A 16,764-nucleotide genomic window follows, 5' to 3' on the forward strand; every position below is an offset into this window, starting at 1 on the left:
TGCCACACGGGGAACATGGGGAACATGCCGTGCCGACACGACACGCACGTGACGTGCCTGCCGGGTGCGTGCGAGCTGCCCGCGGCCGACCCCGACGCCTGGCCGACGGCTCCGGCGTCCGCGAGCGAGGACGTGGGAATGGCCCCCGCTCTCCGGGGAGAGCGGGGGCCATTCGGGTCGGATGAGGACTACGCGCGGCTACGGCTGCGCGCGCGGTAGGCGAACATCAGGATCACGCCGAGGACGATGGCGATCGCGCTGCCGGCGATCAACATCGCGGCGTTGCCGGTCATGCCGCTGTGGGCGAGCTGCGATCCGCCGGATCCGCCGATGCCACCACCGTGGCCACCGCCGTTACCGCCGCCCGGGCCGCCACCGTGGCCGCCCCCGCCACCGGCGCCGCCGCCGTGCGGCTTGGTGTGCGCACCGGAGGACACCGCCGAGTGGCTGGCGGAGGGCGAGGCCGAGGAGGAGCCGGACGGGGATGCCGATGGCGAGGCCGACGGCGACGCGGACGGGCTGACCGACGGGCTGACCGATGGGGAAGCCGACGGGCTGGCCGAAGGACTCGCCGACGGTGAAGCCGAGGGGCTGGCGCTCGGGCTCATCGACGGCGAAGCGGACGGACTCGCCGAGGGACTCGCCGACGGACTTGCCGAGGGCGAAACCGACGGCGAGGCCGACGGAGACGCCGACGGAGACGCCGACGGAGACGCCGACGGGCTGACCGAAGGCGAGGCCGACGGGGAAGCCGACGGCGAAGCGGAAGGCGACGCGGACGGCGAGGCCGACGTGGACCCACCGCAGTCCGGCAGGTCGCCGTCGAACGGGTACCGATGGAACTCGGACCCGGACGTCGACTGGTGGACCAGCGAACCGGCCGTGAAGAACCGCCCGTTCATCCCCGGCACGGACACCGTCGTGGTGCTCGCCGGGTTGCCCACCAGCACGCTGCCCTGGAACTGGGCACTGCCCTTGATGGTCACCGAGGTGGCCTCCGGGAAGTTCCACAGCAGGTGCTCACGCAGCCCGGTGGGGATGTCCGCGCTGCCGATGAAGGTGCCGATCACCCGGGTCGGCCCGGTCAGGTTGACCAGGACCGTGGCGCCCGCGGGGATCCCGACGAACGAGATCCCCTGGTCCCCGCCTCCCACGGGATTGACCATGTCGAAGTCGACGTTGAACACCTGGAGTGGGGACGTGCCGTCACCGGTGAACAGCGTCTCGAAGCCCACGTTCGTGGCGGTGCCGGTGGCCGCGCGCGGCCGTCCGTCCGGGAAGGCGTAGCAGCTCGACGAATCGGTCAGCTGGGGACGCAGGCCGGCGTACGGGGCCGCGGCGGACCCGTCCTTGACGGCGGTGGGCGTCACCGTGCCGGTCAGGGTGCCGGCGTAGCGCACCACGCCGCTGACGGTCCCCTCCTCGGCGATCACGCTCTGGCCGCTCGCGACCGTGAGGTTGCCGCCGACGGTGAGGAAGTCGGTGCCGTTGTCGGGGGGCACCCGGGTGCCGACACCCACGATGCCCACGTTGTAGATGCTGGACCCCGACGTCTTGTTCATGTCGAAGTTGCCGAGGGCGACCAGCTTGCCCTCGGCCTCCGCGGCGGATCCGCTCACGGACCAGTCGCCGCCGACGAACATGTTGATGCCGTTGTCGCGACCCGCGATCGGGCCGTTGTTGGGTTCGAGATTCACGGTCGGGCAACTGCCGGGAACGCAGGGGCCGAGTCCGCCGGGCAGCGGCTTGGCGAAACCCATGACAGCGAACACGCAGACGAGGATCACACCGCCGAGGGTGACGACTCCGGACAGCGCGAGGCCCGTCGCGCGGATCCGGGCGTTCGGTTTCCTGTGCATTCACGAAGAATCAGACATAAGTCTACAAATCGTCACAAGGCGCGCAGGAGATTCCCCCGAATGCCCCTGCCGGCAGGGCGCTTCGCTCGTCGTCAACCGAGATGCGTACGGCCCGAGTACGCCGCAGGTATGGGATGTGATCCACGAGCCGGAATCGGAAACCGGCTGCGGAACACGATCGTTGGCGTGGCGAGACGAGGCGGGGAGGGCTCCGCGGTCGGACCCGAACCGGTCCACCGCGGGCCGGCCGGCACGAGGGTCGCGGGTCGGACCCTCGCGAGGCCGGCAGGGTGTCCGTAGCCGCCCTCGCGGCATATCCGAATCCGGGTGAATGGGAGTCTTCTGTGATCGTCGGTCTGGTCACCGCTGTCGCGGCCTCCGCGTGTTACGGCGTGGGGTCGGTGCTGCAAGCGGTCGGGTCGCGGCGATCCGCGCGCGAGGAGGCGGCCAAACGGGCCGAGCGGGGCGGCGGCAGCGCTCAGGTGACCGGGTACGGCGGCCCGAGCCTGTCCTCCACGGCCAAGGCCGCGGTCACGTGGGAGTTCATCGTCGGGACCGTGCTCGACTTCGTCGGCTTCGCGCTCGGCGCGTTGGCGGCGCGGCTGCTGCCGCTGTTCCTGTCGCAGACCATCATCAGCGCGAACCTGGTGATCACCGCCGTACTCGGCATCAAGCTGCTCGGGATCAAGCTGTATCGGGCCGACTGGACCTCGATCGGCGTGGTCTGCGGAGCACTCGTGCTGCTCGGCATCGCGGCCGGTCCCGAGGGCGACGGGCACAGTCCGCGGGCCACCCACTGGTGGGTGCTGATCATCACGTTCGTGGTGATCGTCGGCGGTACACTGCTGGTCCGCTTCCTGGGCGCCAACGGCGCGATCGTCGCGGGTCTGCTCTCCGGGCTCGGCTTCGGCGGGCTGGGCATCGGCGTGCGGATCCTGGACGGGGTCGACCCGTTCGACCTGGGCAAGCTGGCCGCGGACCCGGCGCTGTACGCGGTGCTGATCGGCGGCATCGGCGGCATGTACCTGCACACCATCGCGCTCCAGATCGGCTCGGTGAACGGCGCGACGGCGGCGCTCGTGGTCGGCGAGACGGTGGTGCCGGGTGCGGTGGGCGTGTTGTGGCTCGGCGACACCTCGCGGGACGGGCTGGCCTGGATGGCCGTCATGGGCTTCGTGCTCGCGGTGTCCGGCGCGGTGGCCGTCGCCTACTTCGGCAAGCACGAACCGGAGGAACCCTCCGCCGGACCGGGCTCGGGGCCGGGCGCGGGTACGGACGCGAACCCGGCGACCGGCACCGGGGCCGCCGCCCGGGGCTGATCCGGCGCCGCATCGGGCGTCGCCGGTCGGCATCGAAAGGTAGTGGGCCGCATCGATATCGGATCAACCGGTCGGACCGGCCACCGCACGGCTCGCGCCGGCCTCGCGCGCATCCCGGGCGCGCAATTGCGCACCGACCGCGCGCAGCGTGGTCAGCAGCGGGGACGGGCCGTAGCCTCGGCGGACCGCCGCCATCAGGTGCCGGCGCGGCGCGGGCGCGGCGATCGGACGCAGCAGCACCCCGGGCGGCAGCGCCGGCTGGGCCAGTCGGGGGATGATCGTCACCCCCAGACCGGCCGCCACCAGGGCCAGTTGCGCGCCGAAGTCGGTCGACGTGTGCACCAGACGCGGCTGGAATCCGGCCTGATGACAGGCCGTCAGAAGCAGTCCGTGGCACGCCGTCCCCGGTGCGGTGATGATCCAGTCGGCGTCGGCGAGGTCGGCGGCCAACGAGACCTCGGCCCGCTCGGCGAGCGGGTGGCCGGTCGGCAGCGCGATCTCGAACGGCTCGTCCAACAGCGGGTGCAACTCGATCCGCGGATGGTCCGGCGCGGGCATGTCGGGGTGCGTCATCACGACCGCCACGTCCAACTCCCGGGCGGGCAACAACGGGAGCGCCTCCTCCGTCTCGTACTGGACCACCTCGAACCGCCACCCCGGGTGGCTCACCTTCAGCCGGGCCAGTGCCGGCCCGACCAGGCCCGAGATGCCGGACGGGAAAGCGGAGATCCGAGCCCTGCCGATCCGCCCGTCCCGCTGCGCGGCGAGGTCGGCGCGCGCCTGCTCCAGGCGGGTCGCGATCGCGTCGGCATGGCCGAGCAGCACGTGCGCCGCGGCGGTCAGCCGCACCCCGCGGCCGTGCTTCTCCAGCAGCGCCGCATCCGCCTCGCGGGCGAGCACGGCGAGCTGTTGGGACACCGCGGACGGGGTCAGGTGCAGCGACTGCGCGGCGGCGGCGACGGTGCCGTGCTGGTCGAGCGCGCGCAGGATGTTCAGCCGCTTGAGTTCCATGCAGGAAAACTACCGATTGAGGTCCGGAAAATGTAGATGGACCCGATGGATGGTCGAGCCACACACTTTCCCTCATGACCCGTACCGATTCCCTGTGGGCCGCGCTCGTCAGCGTGATCTGGGGCGTGAACTTCGTTGCGATCGACGCGAGCCTCGACGACTTTCCGCCCCTGCTGCTGGCCGCGCTGCGGTTCGCCCTCGTCGCGTTTCCGGCGGTGCTGTTCGTCAAGCGGCCGCAGACGAGTTGGCGGCTGATCATCGGGGTCGGGCTCACGGTGAACGTGGGCCAGTTCGCGTTCCTGTTCAGCGCGATGCACGCCGGGATGCCGGCCGGGCTGTCCTCGGTGGTGATCCAGTGCCAGGCGATGTTCACGGTGCTGTTCGCGGTGCTGATGCTGCGCGAGATCCCGGGCCGCACCCGGCTGATCTCGCTCGCGGTGGCCGCGCTCGGAATGGGCGTGATCGCGTTCGGCCGGGGCCAGAGCGCGTCGCTGTGGCCGTTCGTCCTGATGATCGGCGCGGGCGCGTCGTGGGGCTTCGGCAACATGCTCACCCGGAAGGCGGGCATCCCGGGCGGCACGGGCCTGGTGGTGTGGTCCGCCCTCGTCGCGCCGCTGCCGCTGCTGGCACTGTCGCTGGCCGTCGAGGGGCCGGGGCAGGACCTGGACGCACTCACCTCGGCCTCGTGGAGCGGCGTGGGCGGCCTGGCCTTCACCGTCGTGCTGTCCTCGTGGCTGGGCTACGGCCTGTGGTTCGCCCTGCTCGGGCGCCGCTCGGCCTCCGCGGTCGCCCCGTACGGCCTGCTCGTCCCGATCGTCGGCATCCTCGCCGCCTGGGCCGTGCTCGGCGAACGCCCGAGTCCGATCGAAACGCTCGGCGCCGCCATCGTCCTCACCGGCATTGCCCTGTCCGGCATGCAACGCGGCACACCGCCCACGGCACCGGCACCGCTCACCCGCACCGCCCCGGCCGCGCCCCTCCCGATCCCGACGACCGGCCCACGGCCCTGACCGACGCGCCCGGTACGCCCCGGGCCCCGGCGATTTGACGTGAGCGTCACCGGAACGGGCGCCGCCGGCCGCACCCGGGGGAGTGGGGGCGGCCGGCGGGGGGTCGGTGGGGGTTACTTCGTGATCCCGAAGCGTTCCAGGCCGAAAGCCTTGATGGCGTTGGTGCGGAACAGCTTGTCGCACTCGGCCTGGGTCAGGCCCGCCTTCGTGGCGATGTCGAGGGCGACCTTGTGGGTGTTCGGGAACGTCGAGTCCGCGTGCGGGTAGTCGACCTCGAAGCAGATCTGGTCGATGCCGATCACGTCGCGGTTCCGCAGGCCGATCTCGTCGTCGAAGATGCAGCCGTAGATCCGGTCCTGGATGTACGAGCTGGGCTTTTGGGTCAGCGACGAGCCGAACGCGTTGTCGTCGCGCTCCTCCCACAGCTTGTCCGCGCGCTCCATCACGTACGGCATCCAGCCGACCTGGCCCTCGGCGTAGGCGATCTTCATCTTCGGGAAGCGGTCGAAGACGCCGGAGAAGATGTAGTCGACCATCGAACCCATGGCGTTCTGGAAGGTCAGCACCGAGGAGACGATGAACGGCGCGTCCGGCGACGTGGACGGCATCTTCGAGGACGACCCGATGTGCATGCAGACGATCGTGTTCGTCTCCTCGCACGCCCGGAAGAACGGGTCCCAGAAGCGGTCCTTGTCGTGCACCGACGGCAGGCCCAGCGGGACCGGGTTCTCCGAGAAGGCGACCGCGAACGAACCCTTCGCCGCGCACCGGCGCACCTCCGCGGCGGCCAGGTTCGCGTCCCACAGCGGGACGATCGTCATCGGCAGCAGGCGGCCCTTGCCGTCGCCCGCGCACCACTCGTCGATCATCCAGTCGTTGTAGGCCCGGACGCACAGCAGCGCGAGTTCCTTGTCCTCACGCTCGTAGAACGCCTGGCCGCAGAATCGCGGCAGGATGTTCGGGAAGCACAGCGACGCGTCGACGTGGTTGGTGTCCATGTCCTTGAGCCGCTCGGACTGGATCCACGCACCCGGCCGGATGTCGTCGAAGGTGACCGGCGTCACGTCCAGCGTGTCGAAGCCGACCGCGGCCGAGAGCTTGGGGAACGGGTAGACCAGGTCGTCGTACAGCCACCAGTCGCACCACTCGCCGTCCTCGACGCCGCGCTCGTAGGAGAACACGCCGCCGATGAAGTTGAACTTCGCCTTGTCGCGCACCACGCGCGGGCCGCGGTCCTTGTACTTGGCGGGCAGCCGCGAGGTCCACAGGTCCGGGGGCTCCACCACGTGGTCGTCCACGGAGATGATGCGCGGGATCTCGAGCGTCATGGCCTGCTCCTCATTGCGATCGGGTGGGACTGGCGCGACTGGGCGCGACTGCGTGGGCCTGGTGGCGGTGGCCCCGCTTGCGACGCGTGGACCCTGCGCTACCCAGGAAACCTGCTGACGGGGCGTCAGCCAAGCCCCTGTTGTTGCTAACGTTATGCCGACACGGCATAGGTGGGTTTCCATGGAACTGCGTGACCTGAGATGTTTCCTGGCCGTCGCCGAGGAACGGCACTTCGGCCGCGCCGCGGCACGGCTGTATCTGTCCCAACCGATGGTCAGCAAGGCGGTGCGCCGCCTGGAACAGCAGCTCGGCGCCCGGCTGGTGGACCGATCCTCGCTGCCGGTGGCGCTCACGCCGCTCGGCGAGGTGTTCCGCAGTCGGCTCGACGAGTCGCTGCGGGTGCTCGACGACGCGTGCGCCGAGGTGCGTCGGCGGGCCACCTGGGACGCCGGACAGGTGCGCGTGGGGTATACCTCCGGCCTGGGCCCCTCGCTCGTGTCGGCCGCGATCTCCGCGCTGCACATCCGCCACCCGGCGCTGCGCGTGCAGTGGACGAGCGAGCCGACGGCCCGTCAGGTGGCCGATGTGCGCGAGGGTGTCCTGGACGCGGGGCTGGGCTGGCTGCCGGACCTGGGCCCGGGCTTCGAGTCCGCCCGGGTCGGTACGTTCGCCTTCGTCGCGCTGCTTCCGCAGGAACACGCGCTCGCCGGGCGGTTGTCGGTGAACCTGACCGAACTGGTCGGATGCGGTGAACCGATCGTGGTGTGGCCGCGCCAGCCGCACCCCAGGCTGTACACCCGCGTCACCGAGGCGCTGCGGCGCTCGGGCGCGACCGAGATCGTCGAGGCGTACGGCAGCGTGGACGACGTGATCGCGCGCGTGGTGGACCGCCAGGGAGTGGGCCTGTCGCCGCGCGGGTGGGCCCGGCAGCGTCCGGTGCGCGGGGTCGTCCAGGTGCCGCTGACGGGGGCGCCGGACGTCGCGGTCACCGCGTTCTGGCGGGCCGACCAGGAGCACGAGGGGGTCGGCGTGCTGGTCCAGTTGCTGCGCGAGGTGGCGGCGGCCAGCGACCTCGCCGACCAGCTGTGAGCGCACGGGCCACCGAAGCGACCCGCGCGGTCCGGGCGCCGGAAGCGACCCGCGACCCTCACGCCCGAACCGGCCCGAGCCTGCGAGGCGACCCGAGCGCGCGAAGCGACCCCGGCCGCTGCGCGCCGCCCGCCCGCCCGAAGCATTGGCGAGGCCCCTCACCGTCCCCAGTGAAGGGCCTCCCCAGGTCAACGGCGCGGCCCCGGCGCCGGTTCCCGCCGGGCCGACCTCATTGCAACAGGCGCCCCAGCCGACCCGGGATGTTCGGCAGCCCGGGAATCCCCGGCACGCCCTGCTGCCCACCGGGCGGCTGATTGCCCGCCGCGGCCTGGGTCGGGATCAGGTTCGGGTCGATCGAGATCTCCGAGGACTGCATCAGCACCGTGCCGGCCCCGACGAAGTCGTACTGGTGCTCCTCGCCGGACGCGCCGCCGAGACCGGTCAGCCGGCGCGCCATGCCCAGCGCGCCGCGCATGTACTTGGTGTCGAAGTGGTGGCACGGCGTCGGGCAGTCCGCCCAACCGAGCAGCGCCTCGGGGTCCACCCGGATCGGCGGCTCGACGAAGTGCACCGCGCCGTTGGAGGCGGCGACGAACTTGCCGGTGCCGATCAGCGTGACGAACCCGGGCACGATCGACTGCTTGAGGTCCAGGCCGGGTTGGAAGGCGAGCAGGTTGGCGGCCCGGATGGTCAGGTTGCCCTGTTCCAGGTCGAACGAGTTGACGTCGAAGCCGCGGTCGGCGAGCAACAGTCGGCCCTTGCCCTGCGCGACGATCCAGTCCTGGATGTACAGCGGCGAGTTGAAGTTCGCGGTGACCAGCCGGTCGAGTGCGCCCACGCCCAGGGCCTCGAACTTGATCCGCCCGTAGTAGGCGATCATCTTGCCCTTCTGCACGAACCACTCGCCGTCGAGGGCCACACAGAAGGTGTACGGATTGACGTTGTCGTCCTCCGGCAGCGTTCGCGCGTCGAACACCGCGGGGCCGGAACCGGGGGCGGTCACAACTTCTCCTCGCTCGCCTGGACGTAGACGGTTCCGGTGCCGGACAGCTCCAACTGGAACGCCTCGCCGGAACCGCGCCCGATCACGTCGCGCCAACCCACGTTGGCGCCGATCCGGTTGTCGATCTGCCCTCGATGCGCCACGTACGCCTGCGGGTCGACGTGGATCGAGCGACCCGGCTGGACCGGCAGCTCGATCACGCCGCCGTGCGCGAGCACCCCGCACCAGCCGTGGCCGGTCAGCGTCGTGGTGAACAGCCCCTGGCCGGTCACCTGGCCGCGGATCATGCCGCGGACGCCGCCGTGCGAGCCCATGAACATGGTGCCCTGCTGCAGCGAGTCCTCGAAGACGAGCAGCCGGTCCGCCTCGACGTGCAGCGTGTCACCGGTGATCTGGATCAGGTGCACGTGGCGGCCCGCGTGACCGAACATCACCGTGCCGTCGCCCTCGGCCTTCATCAGCGGTACCGACTCGCCCGCCAGCCGCCGGCCGATCATCCCGCCGACACCCTGCGCCCCGGTGGTGGTCGGGGTGAAGGACACCTCGCCCCGGTAGGCCAACATCGCACCGCGCAGGCAGTACAGCGTCTGCCCCGGCCGTACGGTGGCCTCGATCATCTTGGAGTTGATTTGGTCGAACGTCACGTCTGGCCCCCGATGGTCTGCCGCTCGGTGGGCTGTACGTAGACCAGCCCGTCGCCCTGGAAGCGCAACTGCACGCTCTCGCCGGATCCCTCGCCGATGAAGGTGCGCCAGTTGACGTCCTTGACGAACTCCTTGCGGAGTTGACCGGTGTGCGCGACATACGCTCCCGGGTCCACCGACAGCGGCTCGTTCTGCGAGACCCGCAGCACGATGGCCGGACCGTCGGAGGTGACCGCGACCGTGCCCTGGCCCGACACGGTCGTGGTGAACAGGCCCTGGCCGCTGGTCGCGCCGCTCAGGCCGGTGAACTCGGTGCCGGTGCGCAGACTCTGGTCGACGGCGAGCAGGTTGCTCGACTCGACGTGCAGCGTCTCGCCGGTGAGCCGGACCAGGTTGATCTCGGTGGCCCGGTCGGCGAACCAGCAGGTGCCCTCACCGCTCACCTCCATGAGGGTCATGCCCTCACCCGTGAGTCGGCGGGTCACCATTCCGCGCAGCCCCTCACCCCCACCGGACAGTCGTTTGAAGGACATCCGTCCGTCATAGGCGATCATCGTCCCGTTTCGGGCCTTGACCGCCTCTCCGCTCATGCCCACCGCGAGAACTCGCGTGCCATGCATCACAAAGGTCGCCACGATCGGGAAGCTAGCAGCGCCCCACCGCTCGCCGGAGGGTGGAAACCCCTCATCTTGCCGGGCTTTTACCAGCGGCAGGGCAGCCACGCCGTTGCCTTCGCCACACCGGCCTCTTGCTAGCTTGAGAGGCAGCCGGCGGAGCCCGGCGCACCGGCCGGCCGCAGATCGCCCCGCGAGGAGTGCACCACCATGACGATGTTCGCCTCCCCCGAGGACGCCCGTACCCGGCTCGGAGCCGTCGACTACCTGACCGACCCCGGCATCGCCACCGCCGTCTTCCTGGCCGACGCCCTGGGCAAGCCGCTGCTGATCGAGGGCCCGGCGGGGGTCGGCAAGACCGAGTTGGCCAAGGCGGTCGCGGCGGCCGCGTCCGCCGAACTGATCCGGTTGCAGTGCTACGAAGGCCTGGACGAGTCGCGCGCGCTGTACGAGTGGGACTACCGCAAGCAACTGCTGCGCATCCAGGCGGGCGTGGACGGGTGGGACGAGGCGCGGGCCGGGATCTTCGCCGAGGAGTTCCTGTTGGCCCGGCCGCTGCTCACCGCGATCCGCCGGGACGAGCCGACCGTGCTGCTGATCGACGAGACGGACAAGGCGGACGTCGAGGTCGAGGGACTGCTGCTCGAAGTGCTCTCCGACTTCCAGGTCACCATCCCCGAACTGGGCACGATAACCGCCTCGCGGCGCCCGTTCGTGGTGCTCACCTCCAATGCGACGCGCGAGTTGAGCGAGGCGCTCAAGCGGCGCTGCCTGTACCTGTACATCGACTACCCGACGCCGGAGCGCGAACGGGACATCGTGCTCACCCGGGTGCCCGGGATCCGCGCGCAACTCGCCGAACAGGTGGTACGCACCGTCGCGTCGCTGCGTGCCCTGGAGCTCAAGAAGGCACCGTCGATCGCCGAGACGCTGGACTGGGCCCGGACGCTGATCGCGCTGGCGGCCGACGAGTTGGACGAGGAAACCATCGCGAGCACACTCGGCGTCGTGCTCAAGCACGCCTCCGACCACACGCGGGCCGCGAAGGAACTCGGCCTGCCCGGCTTCGGCGGCTGACCGCCGATGTCCCTCCTCGACCGACACACCGGCTTCGTCCGGGCGCTGCGACACGGCGGATTGCCGGTGTCGCTCGCCGAAGGACTGGACGCCGCCCGGGCGTTGACCGTGCTCGACCTGGCCGACCGGGAGACGCTGCGGGCCGCCTATGCCGCGTCGCTGTGCAAGCGGCACACCCACCGGGCGGTCTTCGACACGCTGTTCGAGCTGTGGTTTCCGGTCGGCACGGCGACGCAGGAGCACGCCGATCAGGCGGACGACACGGCCCGCGAGGAGCCGGGCGGCGCGGCCGAGGGCGACGTGGACGCCGTCGACGCCGAGGTCTTCCGCGACCGGCTGCGCGAACTCCTGCTCGGCGAGGACGACATCGCGCTGCGCAGGCTGGCGCGCGAGGCGGTCGGGCGATTCGGTGGCTTCGACGGGCCCTCGGGAGCCTCGTGGTCCGCGCACATGGTCGGTCGGGCGCTCGACCCGCGGACGCTGATGGCGGGACTCCTGCGCGCGGTGCTGGGCGGGCGACTCCCGGGCGGGGTGGCCGAACGCAACGCGCGGCGGATGATCCAGGCCCGGGTGGACCGGCTGAACGAGCACATCCTCTCCGACGTGCGCCGCCGGCTCGCCGAGGAGCGCGGCGTCGAGCGGGTCGCCGAGACCGCGGTCAAGCCCGCCGTGGAGAGCCTCGACATCCTGCGCGCGAGCCGGACCGACCTGATCGCGCTGCGCCGGGAGATCCAACCGCTCGCCCAGCGGCTGGCCACCCGGTTGACGATCCGGCAACGGGCGGGCCGACACGGCCGCCTGGACTTTCGCCGAACGGTCCGCGCGTCGTTGTCCACGGGTGGCGTACCGCTGACCACGCATCACCGCCCGCGCCGACCGCACAAGCCCGAGCTGGTGGTGTTGTGCGACGCGAGCGAATCGGTCTCCTCGTTCGCCCACTTCACCCTGATGCTCGCCTACGCACTGCGCGAACAGTTCGCCCGGGTAAGGGCGTTCGCGTTCATCGACACGGTGGACGAGGTGACCCGATTCTTCGAACGGCCGGGCGGCGACGTCACCGAGGCGATGCGCCGGCTGACCGCGGAGGCGAACCTGGTCCGGCTGAGCGGACACAGCGACTACGGACACGCGTTCAAGATCTTCGTGCAGCGCTACGGCGACGTGATCGGCCCGAAGTCATCGCTGCTGATCCTGGGCGACGCGCGGAACAACTACCAGGACCCGGCCCTGGCAGCACTCGCGGCGATGGTGGCGCCGGCCCGGCACGCCTGGTGGCTCAACCCCGAGCCGGAACGGGACTGGGACACCGGCGACTCGATCGCCGGCGTATACGGCCGGCGGATCCCGATGATCGAGTGCCGCAACCTGACCCAACTGGGCCGGTTCGTGGGAGAGCTGGCCTGACCGTTCCCGGCAATCCGGCACCCCGCCATTCGGGCGGGCGAGCCGCTCCCGTACCGCTTCGAAGGGCCGGGTCGGATCTGGCAGGCTCGGCCGCATGGACCGGAATCGCATTGCCGTGGACTATTGGGACAACGCCTACGCGGGTGGGATGTATGCGGACGCCGGGCCCGATCCGTTCGTGGACCGCATCCTGGCGGTTGCCGCGCCGGGCACCTCGGGCGTCGAGATCGGCTGTGGCAACGGCCGCAACCTGATCCCGATGAACCGCGCCGGTCTCGACCTGGTCGGCGTCGACCCCTCCCGTACCGCCCTGGAGCAACTCGCCGACCGGGCGCCGGGGTCGACCCTCGTGCACGGCACACAGGAGGATCTGCCGCCCGGTCGATGCTACGACCTGGTGATCGGCATCCAGGTGCACCAGCACGGGACCCGCGCCGCCGCGCATGCGCTGCTGCGCGGCTCGCTGGCCCGGGTCGCCCCCGGCGGTCTGTTCGCGCTGCGCACCGCCTCCGCCGACACCGAGGCGGTCGAGGCGCACGAGGTCCTGGACGCCGACGAGGACGGCGGTCACACCTTCCGCTACCTGGCGGGCTTCAAGGCCGGCCTCACCGTGCACTACTACGGGCGCCGCGAACTGGAGTCCCTGCTCGCCGACTTCGAGCCGGTGCTGCCGTTGCGCGCGGAGCACACCGAGCGCCGCGAGCCGCCGCCGGGCATCTGGGCGCACTGGGAGACCATCGTGCGCAGGCCGGCGTGATGCCGGCGGCGCCGCGCGACGGGTGGATGCCGGCTCAGCCGCCGGCCGGCCGCGATCACCGCGTCCGAGGACATGAAGGAGGGCGTCGCCGCGTTCCTGGCCGAGCGGGCGCCGGAGTGGACCGGCCGCTGACGGGCCGACGCGACCCCCCGAACTGCGCCGGGCCCTATGCCTCCACGTCCGCGGCCTGCCCACCCGTCATCCGCAACAGTTCCGCGTACGTGGTCGGGTACATGTGGTTGTGGTTGCCGGCGCCGGCCCAGACCACCTCGTGCTTGGCCAGCCAGGTGTCGACCAGCGTGCGGATCCGGTGCGGGTGGCCGACCGGGGCGACCCCGCCCACCTCCTGGCCGGTCGCGGAGAGCACGAAGGCCGGGTCGGCGCGGCGCATCTTGCGGATGCCCAGGAGACGGGAGATCACCCGGGTGTCCACCCGGTGCGCCCCACTGGTGATCACCAGCAGCGGTTGGCCGTCGGCGGAGAACACCAGACTGTTGGCGATCGCGCCCACGTCGCAGCCCAGCACCTCGGCGGCTGCCGCCGCGGTCGGCACCGTCTCGGTGAATTCCCGGATCTCTCCCGTGGCTTCGAGCGCCCGCAGCGCCTCGGCGACCTTCTCGACCGGCGTGTTCATGAGGTGAGGGTAGTACTCCAGCGGTGCTACCTTGACCGGCCATGACAGCGAATCGTCGGGTGCTTCTGATCAGTGGGTCGCTTCGTGCGGAGTCCACCAACTCCGCGCTGGTCCGGACCGCCCGGGAGGTCGCGCCGCCCGGCGTGCACGCGGTCGTGTTCGAGGGGCTCGGTCGACTGCCGCACTTCAACCCGGACGAGGACCACGAGCCGCTGCCGCCGGCCGTCGTGGAACTGCGGGCCGCGATCGAGGCCGCCGACGCGGTGCTGTTCTCCACCCCCGAATACGCCGGCGCGTTGCCCGGCTCGTTCAAGAACCTGCTCGATTGGACCGTCGGCGGCGTGGAGACCAGCGAGAAGCCGGTGGCCTGGATCAACGCCTCCGCCAACCCGGGCGGCGCGGCCAAGGCGCACGAGTCGCTGCGCGTCGTGCTCGGCTACACCGGAGCCGACGTCGTCGACGCGGCCTGCGTACGCGTGGGAGTGTCCCGCGACGCGGTGGGCCCGGACGGCCTGATCGCCGACCCCGACGTGCGCAGGGACATCACCGCCGCCCTGACCGCACTCACCGAAGCGGCCCGCGTCACCCACGGCTGAGCGCGCCCCGCAGGCCGCTCCGCCGCCCGGTCGCGCGTGCGCCGCACGGCCGTTCGCCGGTCCCCTGCCTCGGCTCGGCCGAGCCGACCGGGGACCCGCTGATCGATCGTCAAGAGTGGCCTCCCGAACGGCGTTTCGCCGCTCTATGCTGACCCCGCCATCGAGACGGGGGTTGCACGTGCCTGTGATCGTGATCGCTCTGGGGATCGTCTTTCTGGTCGACATCCTGCGGGTGTGGTTGCCCTCGCTGATCACCGTGTTCGGGGATGCCGGGGCCACGCCCGCCGCACAGCTGGGCCTGTTCGCGATCGCCTGGTTCGTGGCCGCGTTCGCGGTGGTGCCGCTGTGCCGTCGAGTCGGTGGGCGGCCGGTCGCGGTCGTGGCCGGTGTGGCGATGGTGATGGTGCGGTTGTGGTTGCAGTTCACCGACGGTGGTGACGCGCAGCTCTACCTCGCCTGTGCGGCGCTGGTCGCCGCGTTGTGCTGGCTGGTGGCGGTGGCATACACCGGCTGGGACGCGGGTGTCGGGGTCGTGGCCGGCCTGGCGGCGGCGGTGGCGCTGCACGCGGGGCTCGGCACGTTGGACCCGATGTGGCTGGAGGTCTGGCGCGGCTGGGCCGTGCTGGGCACGCTCGCCGTGGTGTTCGTGGCCGCGCAGGTGTGGATTTCGGCACCGGCGGTGCCCGCACCGCAGCCGGTCCTGTGGGCCGTGCTCGGGCCGGTGCTGTTCCTCACCGGCGTGTTGTTCGGCAACGTCGGCGTCGCGCACGCCGCGGCCGGCGAACCGCGCTGGGGCGTACCGCTGCTGGTCGGCGCATGGGCGCTCGCGGTGCCGGTGTCGCGGCTGCGTGGCGTGTGGGTGTTGCCGCTCGGCCTGGTGTCGCTGGTGGCCGGTGTGATCGGCGCGGGCTACCTGCAGACGAGCGCACACGAGGGCATCGTCGGCCTGGCACCGAGCGGCGCGGCCGGCTGGCAGGCGCTCGGAGTGCTCGGGGTGGGCCTGGTTTTGGGCGACGCCGCCGGGCGGGTGCGGCCCGCCGTGCGCCGGGCGCCGGCCTGGAGCATGGTCGGCTTCTTCGCGCTGACCTTCCTGCACTACGCCCGCTACGACATCGAGATCGACGTGTTGACCCGCGGCCGGGTGCTGCTCCTGGGCGTGCTCGCGCTCGCGGTGCCGGCCGGTCTCGCGGCGGTGCGGGATCTGCGTGCGCCCGCTTCGGCCGAAGCCGAGGCCGCGCCGGTACCCGCTCACGCACCCGCGCGGACCCGAGGCCGGACGGTCGCACACAGCGGTGGGCACGGCGGGGTTCGATCCGACGTCCCGCTCGGCGGCCGTACCCGCGCCGGCCGGGATGCGCAACGACCGGGCCGGCGGGCCGGCACGCGCCCCGGGGCCAAGCCCGCCCCCGGTCGCGCGGGCAGCCGGCCCGGTGCGCCCGCCACGCCCACGGCCGGCGGAGCCGGTGCCCGCAAGGCGGATCGGCTCCGGGACGCCCCGCCGCCCCCGTCCCTGGCCGAACGCATCCATGCGCCGCTCGCCCTGGCGACCGTGTTTCCGGTACTGATCGCGCTCGCCGCGTTCGGACTGCGTCCGGCCGCCGGATCGGCGCCGGTGCCGGACGCGGCGGCCGGGACGCTGCGGGTGGTCACCTACAACATCCGGATGGGCTTCGGCCTGGACGGTCGGTTCGATCCGGACCGCACGGCGGACACGATCCGGGCGCTGAAGCCGGACGTGCTGCTGCTCAACGAGGTGGACCGGGCCTGGTTCCTCAACGGCGGCCACGATGTGCTGACGCTGCTCGCCCGCCGGCTCGACCTGCCGTACCGGTTCGCACCGGCGGCCGATCCGCAGTGGGGCGACGCGGTGCTCACCCGCAAGCCGATCCGGCACCTGGAGTCGATCAAGCTGCCGGCGGGTGGTGCGCCGACCGGTGCGCAGGCCCTGGGCGTGGTGGTCGAGGCGGCGCCCGGCAAGTCGGTCGCCGTGGTGTCCACACACCTTCAGGACGCGGACGACGAAGTGCCTCGGGTACAGGCCGAGCGGGCCGCGGAATTCGCCGTGCGGATGGGTACCTCGGCGCCGGTGGTGGTGCTCGGTGACATGAACGCGACGATCGACAGTCCGCAACTGAAGGCGTTCACCGGCCGGGGACTCGAGGACGGCCTGGCCCGGGCCCGACCGGTCCGGACCTACCCCGCGGACAAGCCGAAGAAGGAGATCGACCAGGTCCTGGTGGACCCCAGGTTGCGGGTCGCCGCCGTCGACTCCCCACCGTCGAAGGCATCCGACCACCTCCCCGTCGCCGTGACGCTCGTGTACTGACGAAGCCGCCCGCCCGCCCGGCGTCGAGGGCACCGGCCGAAGGCCGGGTTCGGCCGCACGGCTCCGAGGTCACCCACCCGGCGGCCTTGCCG

At 71.7% G+C, this 16,764-nt stretch carries 15 protein-coding genes; 8 read left to right on the forward strand and 7 right to left on the reverse strand.

Features of this window, described 5'->3' with window-relative positions:
* Nucleotides 1–188: 188 nt before the first annotated feature.
* Nucleotides 189–1,859: a choice-of-anchor A family protein gene (locus ACFZBU_RS31640; protein ID WP_391587121.1), complete on the reverse strand. Its 1,671-nt coding sequence runs from the start codon at nt 1,857–1,859 to the stop codon at nt 189–191.
* 344 nt (nt 1,860–2,203) lie between these two features.
* Between ACFZBU_RS31640 and ACFZBU_RS31645 the strand changes: the two genes are divergently transcribed.
* A complete protein-coding gene (locus tag ACFZBU_RS31645) occupies nt 2,204–3,178 on the forward strand; it encodes a hypothetical protein (RefSeq protein WP_391587122.1) in 975 nt (324 codons plus the stop codon).
* A gap of 63 nt (nt 3,179–3,241) precedes the next feature.
* Here the strand turns inward: ACFZBU_RS31645 and ACFZBU_RS31650 are convergent, their stop codons facing one another.
* Nucleotides 3,242–4,189 (reverse strand): LysR family transcriptional regulator, encoded by a 948-nt coding sequence (locus ACFZBU_RS31650; protein ID WP_391587123.1) that lies wholly within the window; start codon nt 4,187–4,189, stop codon nt 3,242–3,244.
* A 74-nt stretch (nt 4,190–4,263) separates the two neighbouring features.
* On the opposite strand from ACFZBU_RS31650, the gene ACFZBU_RS31655 reads away from it, so the two are divergent.
* Nucleotides 4,264–5,199: an EamA family transporter gene (locus tag ACFZBU_RS31655; protein ID WP_391587124.1), complete on the forward strand. Its 936-nt coding sequence runs from the start codon at nt 4,264–4,266 to the stop codon at nt 5,197–5,199.
* 113 nt (nt 5,200–5,312) lie between these two features.
* Here the strand turns inward: ACFZBU_RS31655 and ACFZBU_RS31660 are convergent, their stop codons facing one another.
* Complete coding sequence (locus tag ACFZBU_RS31660) at nt 5,313–6,527, reverse strand: amidohydrolase family protein (protein ID WP_391587125.1); 1,215 nt, start codon at nt 6,525–6,527, stop codon at nt 5,313–5,315.
* A 181-nt stretch (nt 6,528–6,708) separates the two neighbouring features.
* Between ACFZBU_RS31660 and ACFZBU_RS31665 the strand changes: the two genes are divergently transcribed.
* On the forward strand, nt 6,709–7,617 hold the full coding sequence (locus tag ACFZBU_RS31665) for a LysR family transcriptional regulator (protein WP_391587126.1): 909 nt from the start codon (nt 6,709–6,711) through the stop codon (nt 7,615–7,617).
* A 229-nt stretch (nt 7,618–7,846) separates the two neighbouring features.
* Here ACFZBU_RS31665 and ACFZBU_RS31670 read toward each other — a convergent pair whose 3' ends face one another.
* From ACFZBU_RS31670 to ACFZBU_RS31680, 3 genes are read right to left on the reverse strand one after another with little or no spacing between them, the layout of a single operon-like run.
* Complete coding sequence (locus ACFZBU_RS31670; RefSeq protein ID WP_391587127.1) at nt 7,847–8,620, reverse strand: AIM24 family protein; 774 nt, start codon at nt 8,618–8,620, stop codon at nt 7,847–7,849.
* Nucleotides 8,617–9,264: an AIM24 family protein gene (locus tag ACFZBU_RS31675; protein WP_391587128.1), complete on the reverse strand. Its 648-nt coding sequence runs from the start codon at nt 9,262–9,264 to the stop codon at nt 8,617–8,619. The genes ACFZBU_RS31670 and ACFZBU_RS31675 overlap by 4 nt, the downstream gene beginning before the upstream one ends.
* On the reverse strand, nt 9,261–9,884 hold the full coding sequence (locus tag ACFZBU_RS31680; protein ID WP_391587159.1) for an AIM24 family protein: 624 nt from the start codon (nt 9,882–9,884) through the stop codon (nt 9,261–9,263). The genes ACFZBU_RS31675 and ACFZBU_RS31680 overlap by 4 nt, the downstream gene beginning before the upstream one ends.
* 210 nt (nt 9,885–10,094) lie before the next feature.
* Here ACFZBU_RS31680 and ACFZBU_RS31685 point away from each other — a divergent pair, with 210 nt between their 5' ends.
* The 3 genes from ACFZBU_RS31685 (at nt 10,095) to ACFZBU_RS31695 (ending at nt 13,116) form a co-directional block, all read left to right on the forward strand.
* Complete coding sequence (locus ACFZBU_RS31685; RefSeq protein WP_391587160.1) at nt 10,095–10,955, forward strand: AAA family ATPase; 861 nt, start codon at nt 10,095–10,097, stop codon at nt 10,953–10,955.
* Between the two features lie 6 nt (nt 10,956–10,961).
* Complete coding sequence (locus ACFZBU_RS31690; RefSeq protein WP_391587129.1) at nt 10,962–12,359, forward strand: VWA domain-containing protein; 1,398 nt, start codon at nt 10,962–10,964, stop codon at nt 12,357–12,359.
* Nucleotides 12,360–12,453: 94 nt separating this feature from the next.
* Nucleotides 12,454–13,116 carry a class I SAM-dependent methyltransferase gene (locus ACFZBU_RS31695; RefSeq protein WP_391587130.1) on the forward strand — a complete coding sequence of 221 codons (663 nt, stop codon included), beginning with the start codon at nt 12,454–12,456 and terminating at the stop codon, nt 13,114–13,116.
* Nucleotides 13,117–13,282: 166 nt separating this feature from the next.
* On the opposite strand, the gene ACFZBU_RS31700 is transcribed toward ACFZBU_RS31695, so the two are convergent.
* A complete protein-coding gene (locus ACFZBU_RS31700; protein ID WP_391587131.1) occupies nt 13,283–13,750 on the reverse strand; it encodes a YbaK/EbsC family protein in 468 nt (155 codons plus the stop codon).
* Between the two features lie 41 nt (nt 13,751–13,791).
* Between ACFZBU_RS31700 and ACFZBU_RS31705 the strand changes: the two genes are divergently transcribed.
* Nucleotides 13,792–14,346, forward strand: a complete 555-nt coding sequence (locus tag ACFZBU_RS31705; protein ID WP_391587132.1) for an NADPH-dependent FMN reductase — start codon at nt 13,792–13,794, stop codon at nt 14,344–14,346.
* Between the two features lie 178 nt (nt 14,347–14,524).
* Nucleotides 14,525–16,672 carry an endonuclease/exonuclease/phosphatase family protein gene (locus ACFZBU_RS31710; protein ID WP_391587133.1) on the forward strand — a complete coding sequence of 716 codons (2,148 nt, stop codon included), beginning with the start codon at nt 14,525–14,527 and terminating at the stop codon, nt 16,670–16,672.
* The last annotated feature ends 92 nt before the right edge of the window (nt 16,673–16,764 follow it).

The organism is Embleya sp. NPDC008237, assembly GCF_042956465.1.
Taxonomy (GTDB): Bacteria; Actinomycetota; Actinomycetes; order Streptomycetales; family Streptomycetaceae; genus Embleya.

Coding starts and splice junctions, on each gene's coding strand:
- ACFZBU_RS31640 (WP_391587121.1), bottom strand. CDS start 1,859: ATGCACAGGAAACCGAACGCCCGGATCCGCGCGACGGGCCTCGCGCTG.
- ACFZBU_RS31650 (WP_391587123.1), bottom strand. CDS start 4,189: ATGGAACTCAAGCGGCTGAACATCCTGCGCGCGCTCGACCAGCACGGC.
- ACFZBU_RS31655 (WP_391587124.1), top strand. CDS start 4,264: ATGACCCGTACCGATTCCCTGTGGGCCGCGCTCGTCAGCGTGATCTGG.
- ACFZBU_RS31660 (WP_391587125.1), bottom strand. CDS start 6,527: ATGACGCTCGAGATCCCGCGCATCATCTCCGTGGACGACCACGTGGTG.
- ACFZBU_RS31665 (WP_391587126.1), top strand. CDS start 6,709: ATGGAACTGCGTGACCTGAGATGTTTCCTGGCCGTCGCCGAGGAACGG.
- ACFZBU_RS31680 (WP_391587159.1), bottom strand. CDS start 9,884: ATGCATGGCACGCGAGTTCTCGCGGTGGGCATGAGCGGAGAGGCGGTC.
- ACFZBU_RS31685 (WP_391587160.1), top strand. CDS start 10,095: ATGTTCGCCTCCCCCGAGGACGCCCGTACCCGGCTCGGAGCCGTCGAC.
- ACFZBU_RS31690 (WP_391587129.1), top strand. CDS start 10,962: ATGTCCCTCCTCGACCGACACACCGGCTTCGTCCGGGCGCTGCGACAC.
- ACFZBU_RS31695 (WP_391587130.1), top strand. CDS start 12,454: ATGGACCGGAATCGCATTGCCGTGGACTATTGGGACAACGCCTACGCG.
- ACFZBU_RS31700 (WP_391587131.1), bottom strand. CDS start 13,750: ATGAACACGCCGGTCGAGAAGGTCGCCGAGGCGCTGCGGGCGCTCGAA.
- ACFZBU_RS31705 (WP_391587132.1), top strand. CDS start 13,792: ATGACAGCGAATCGTCGGGTGCTTCTGATCAGTGGGTCGCTTCGTGCG.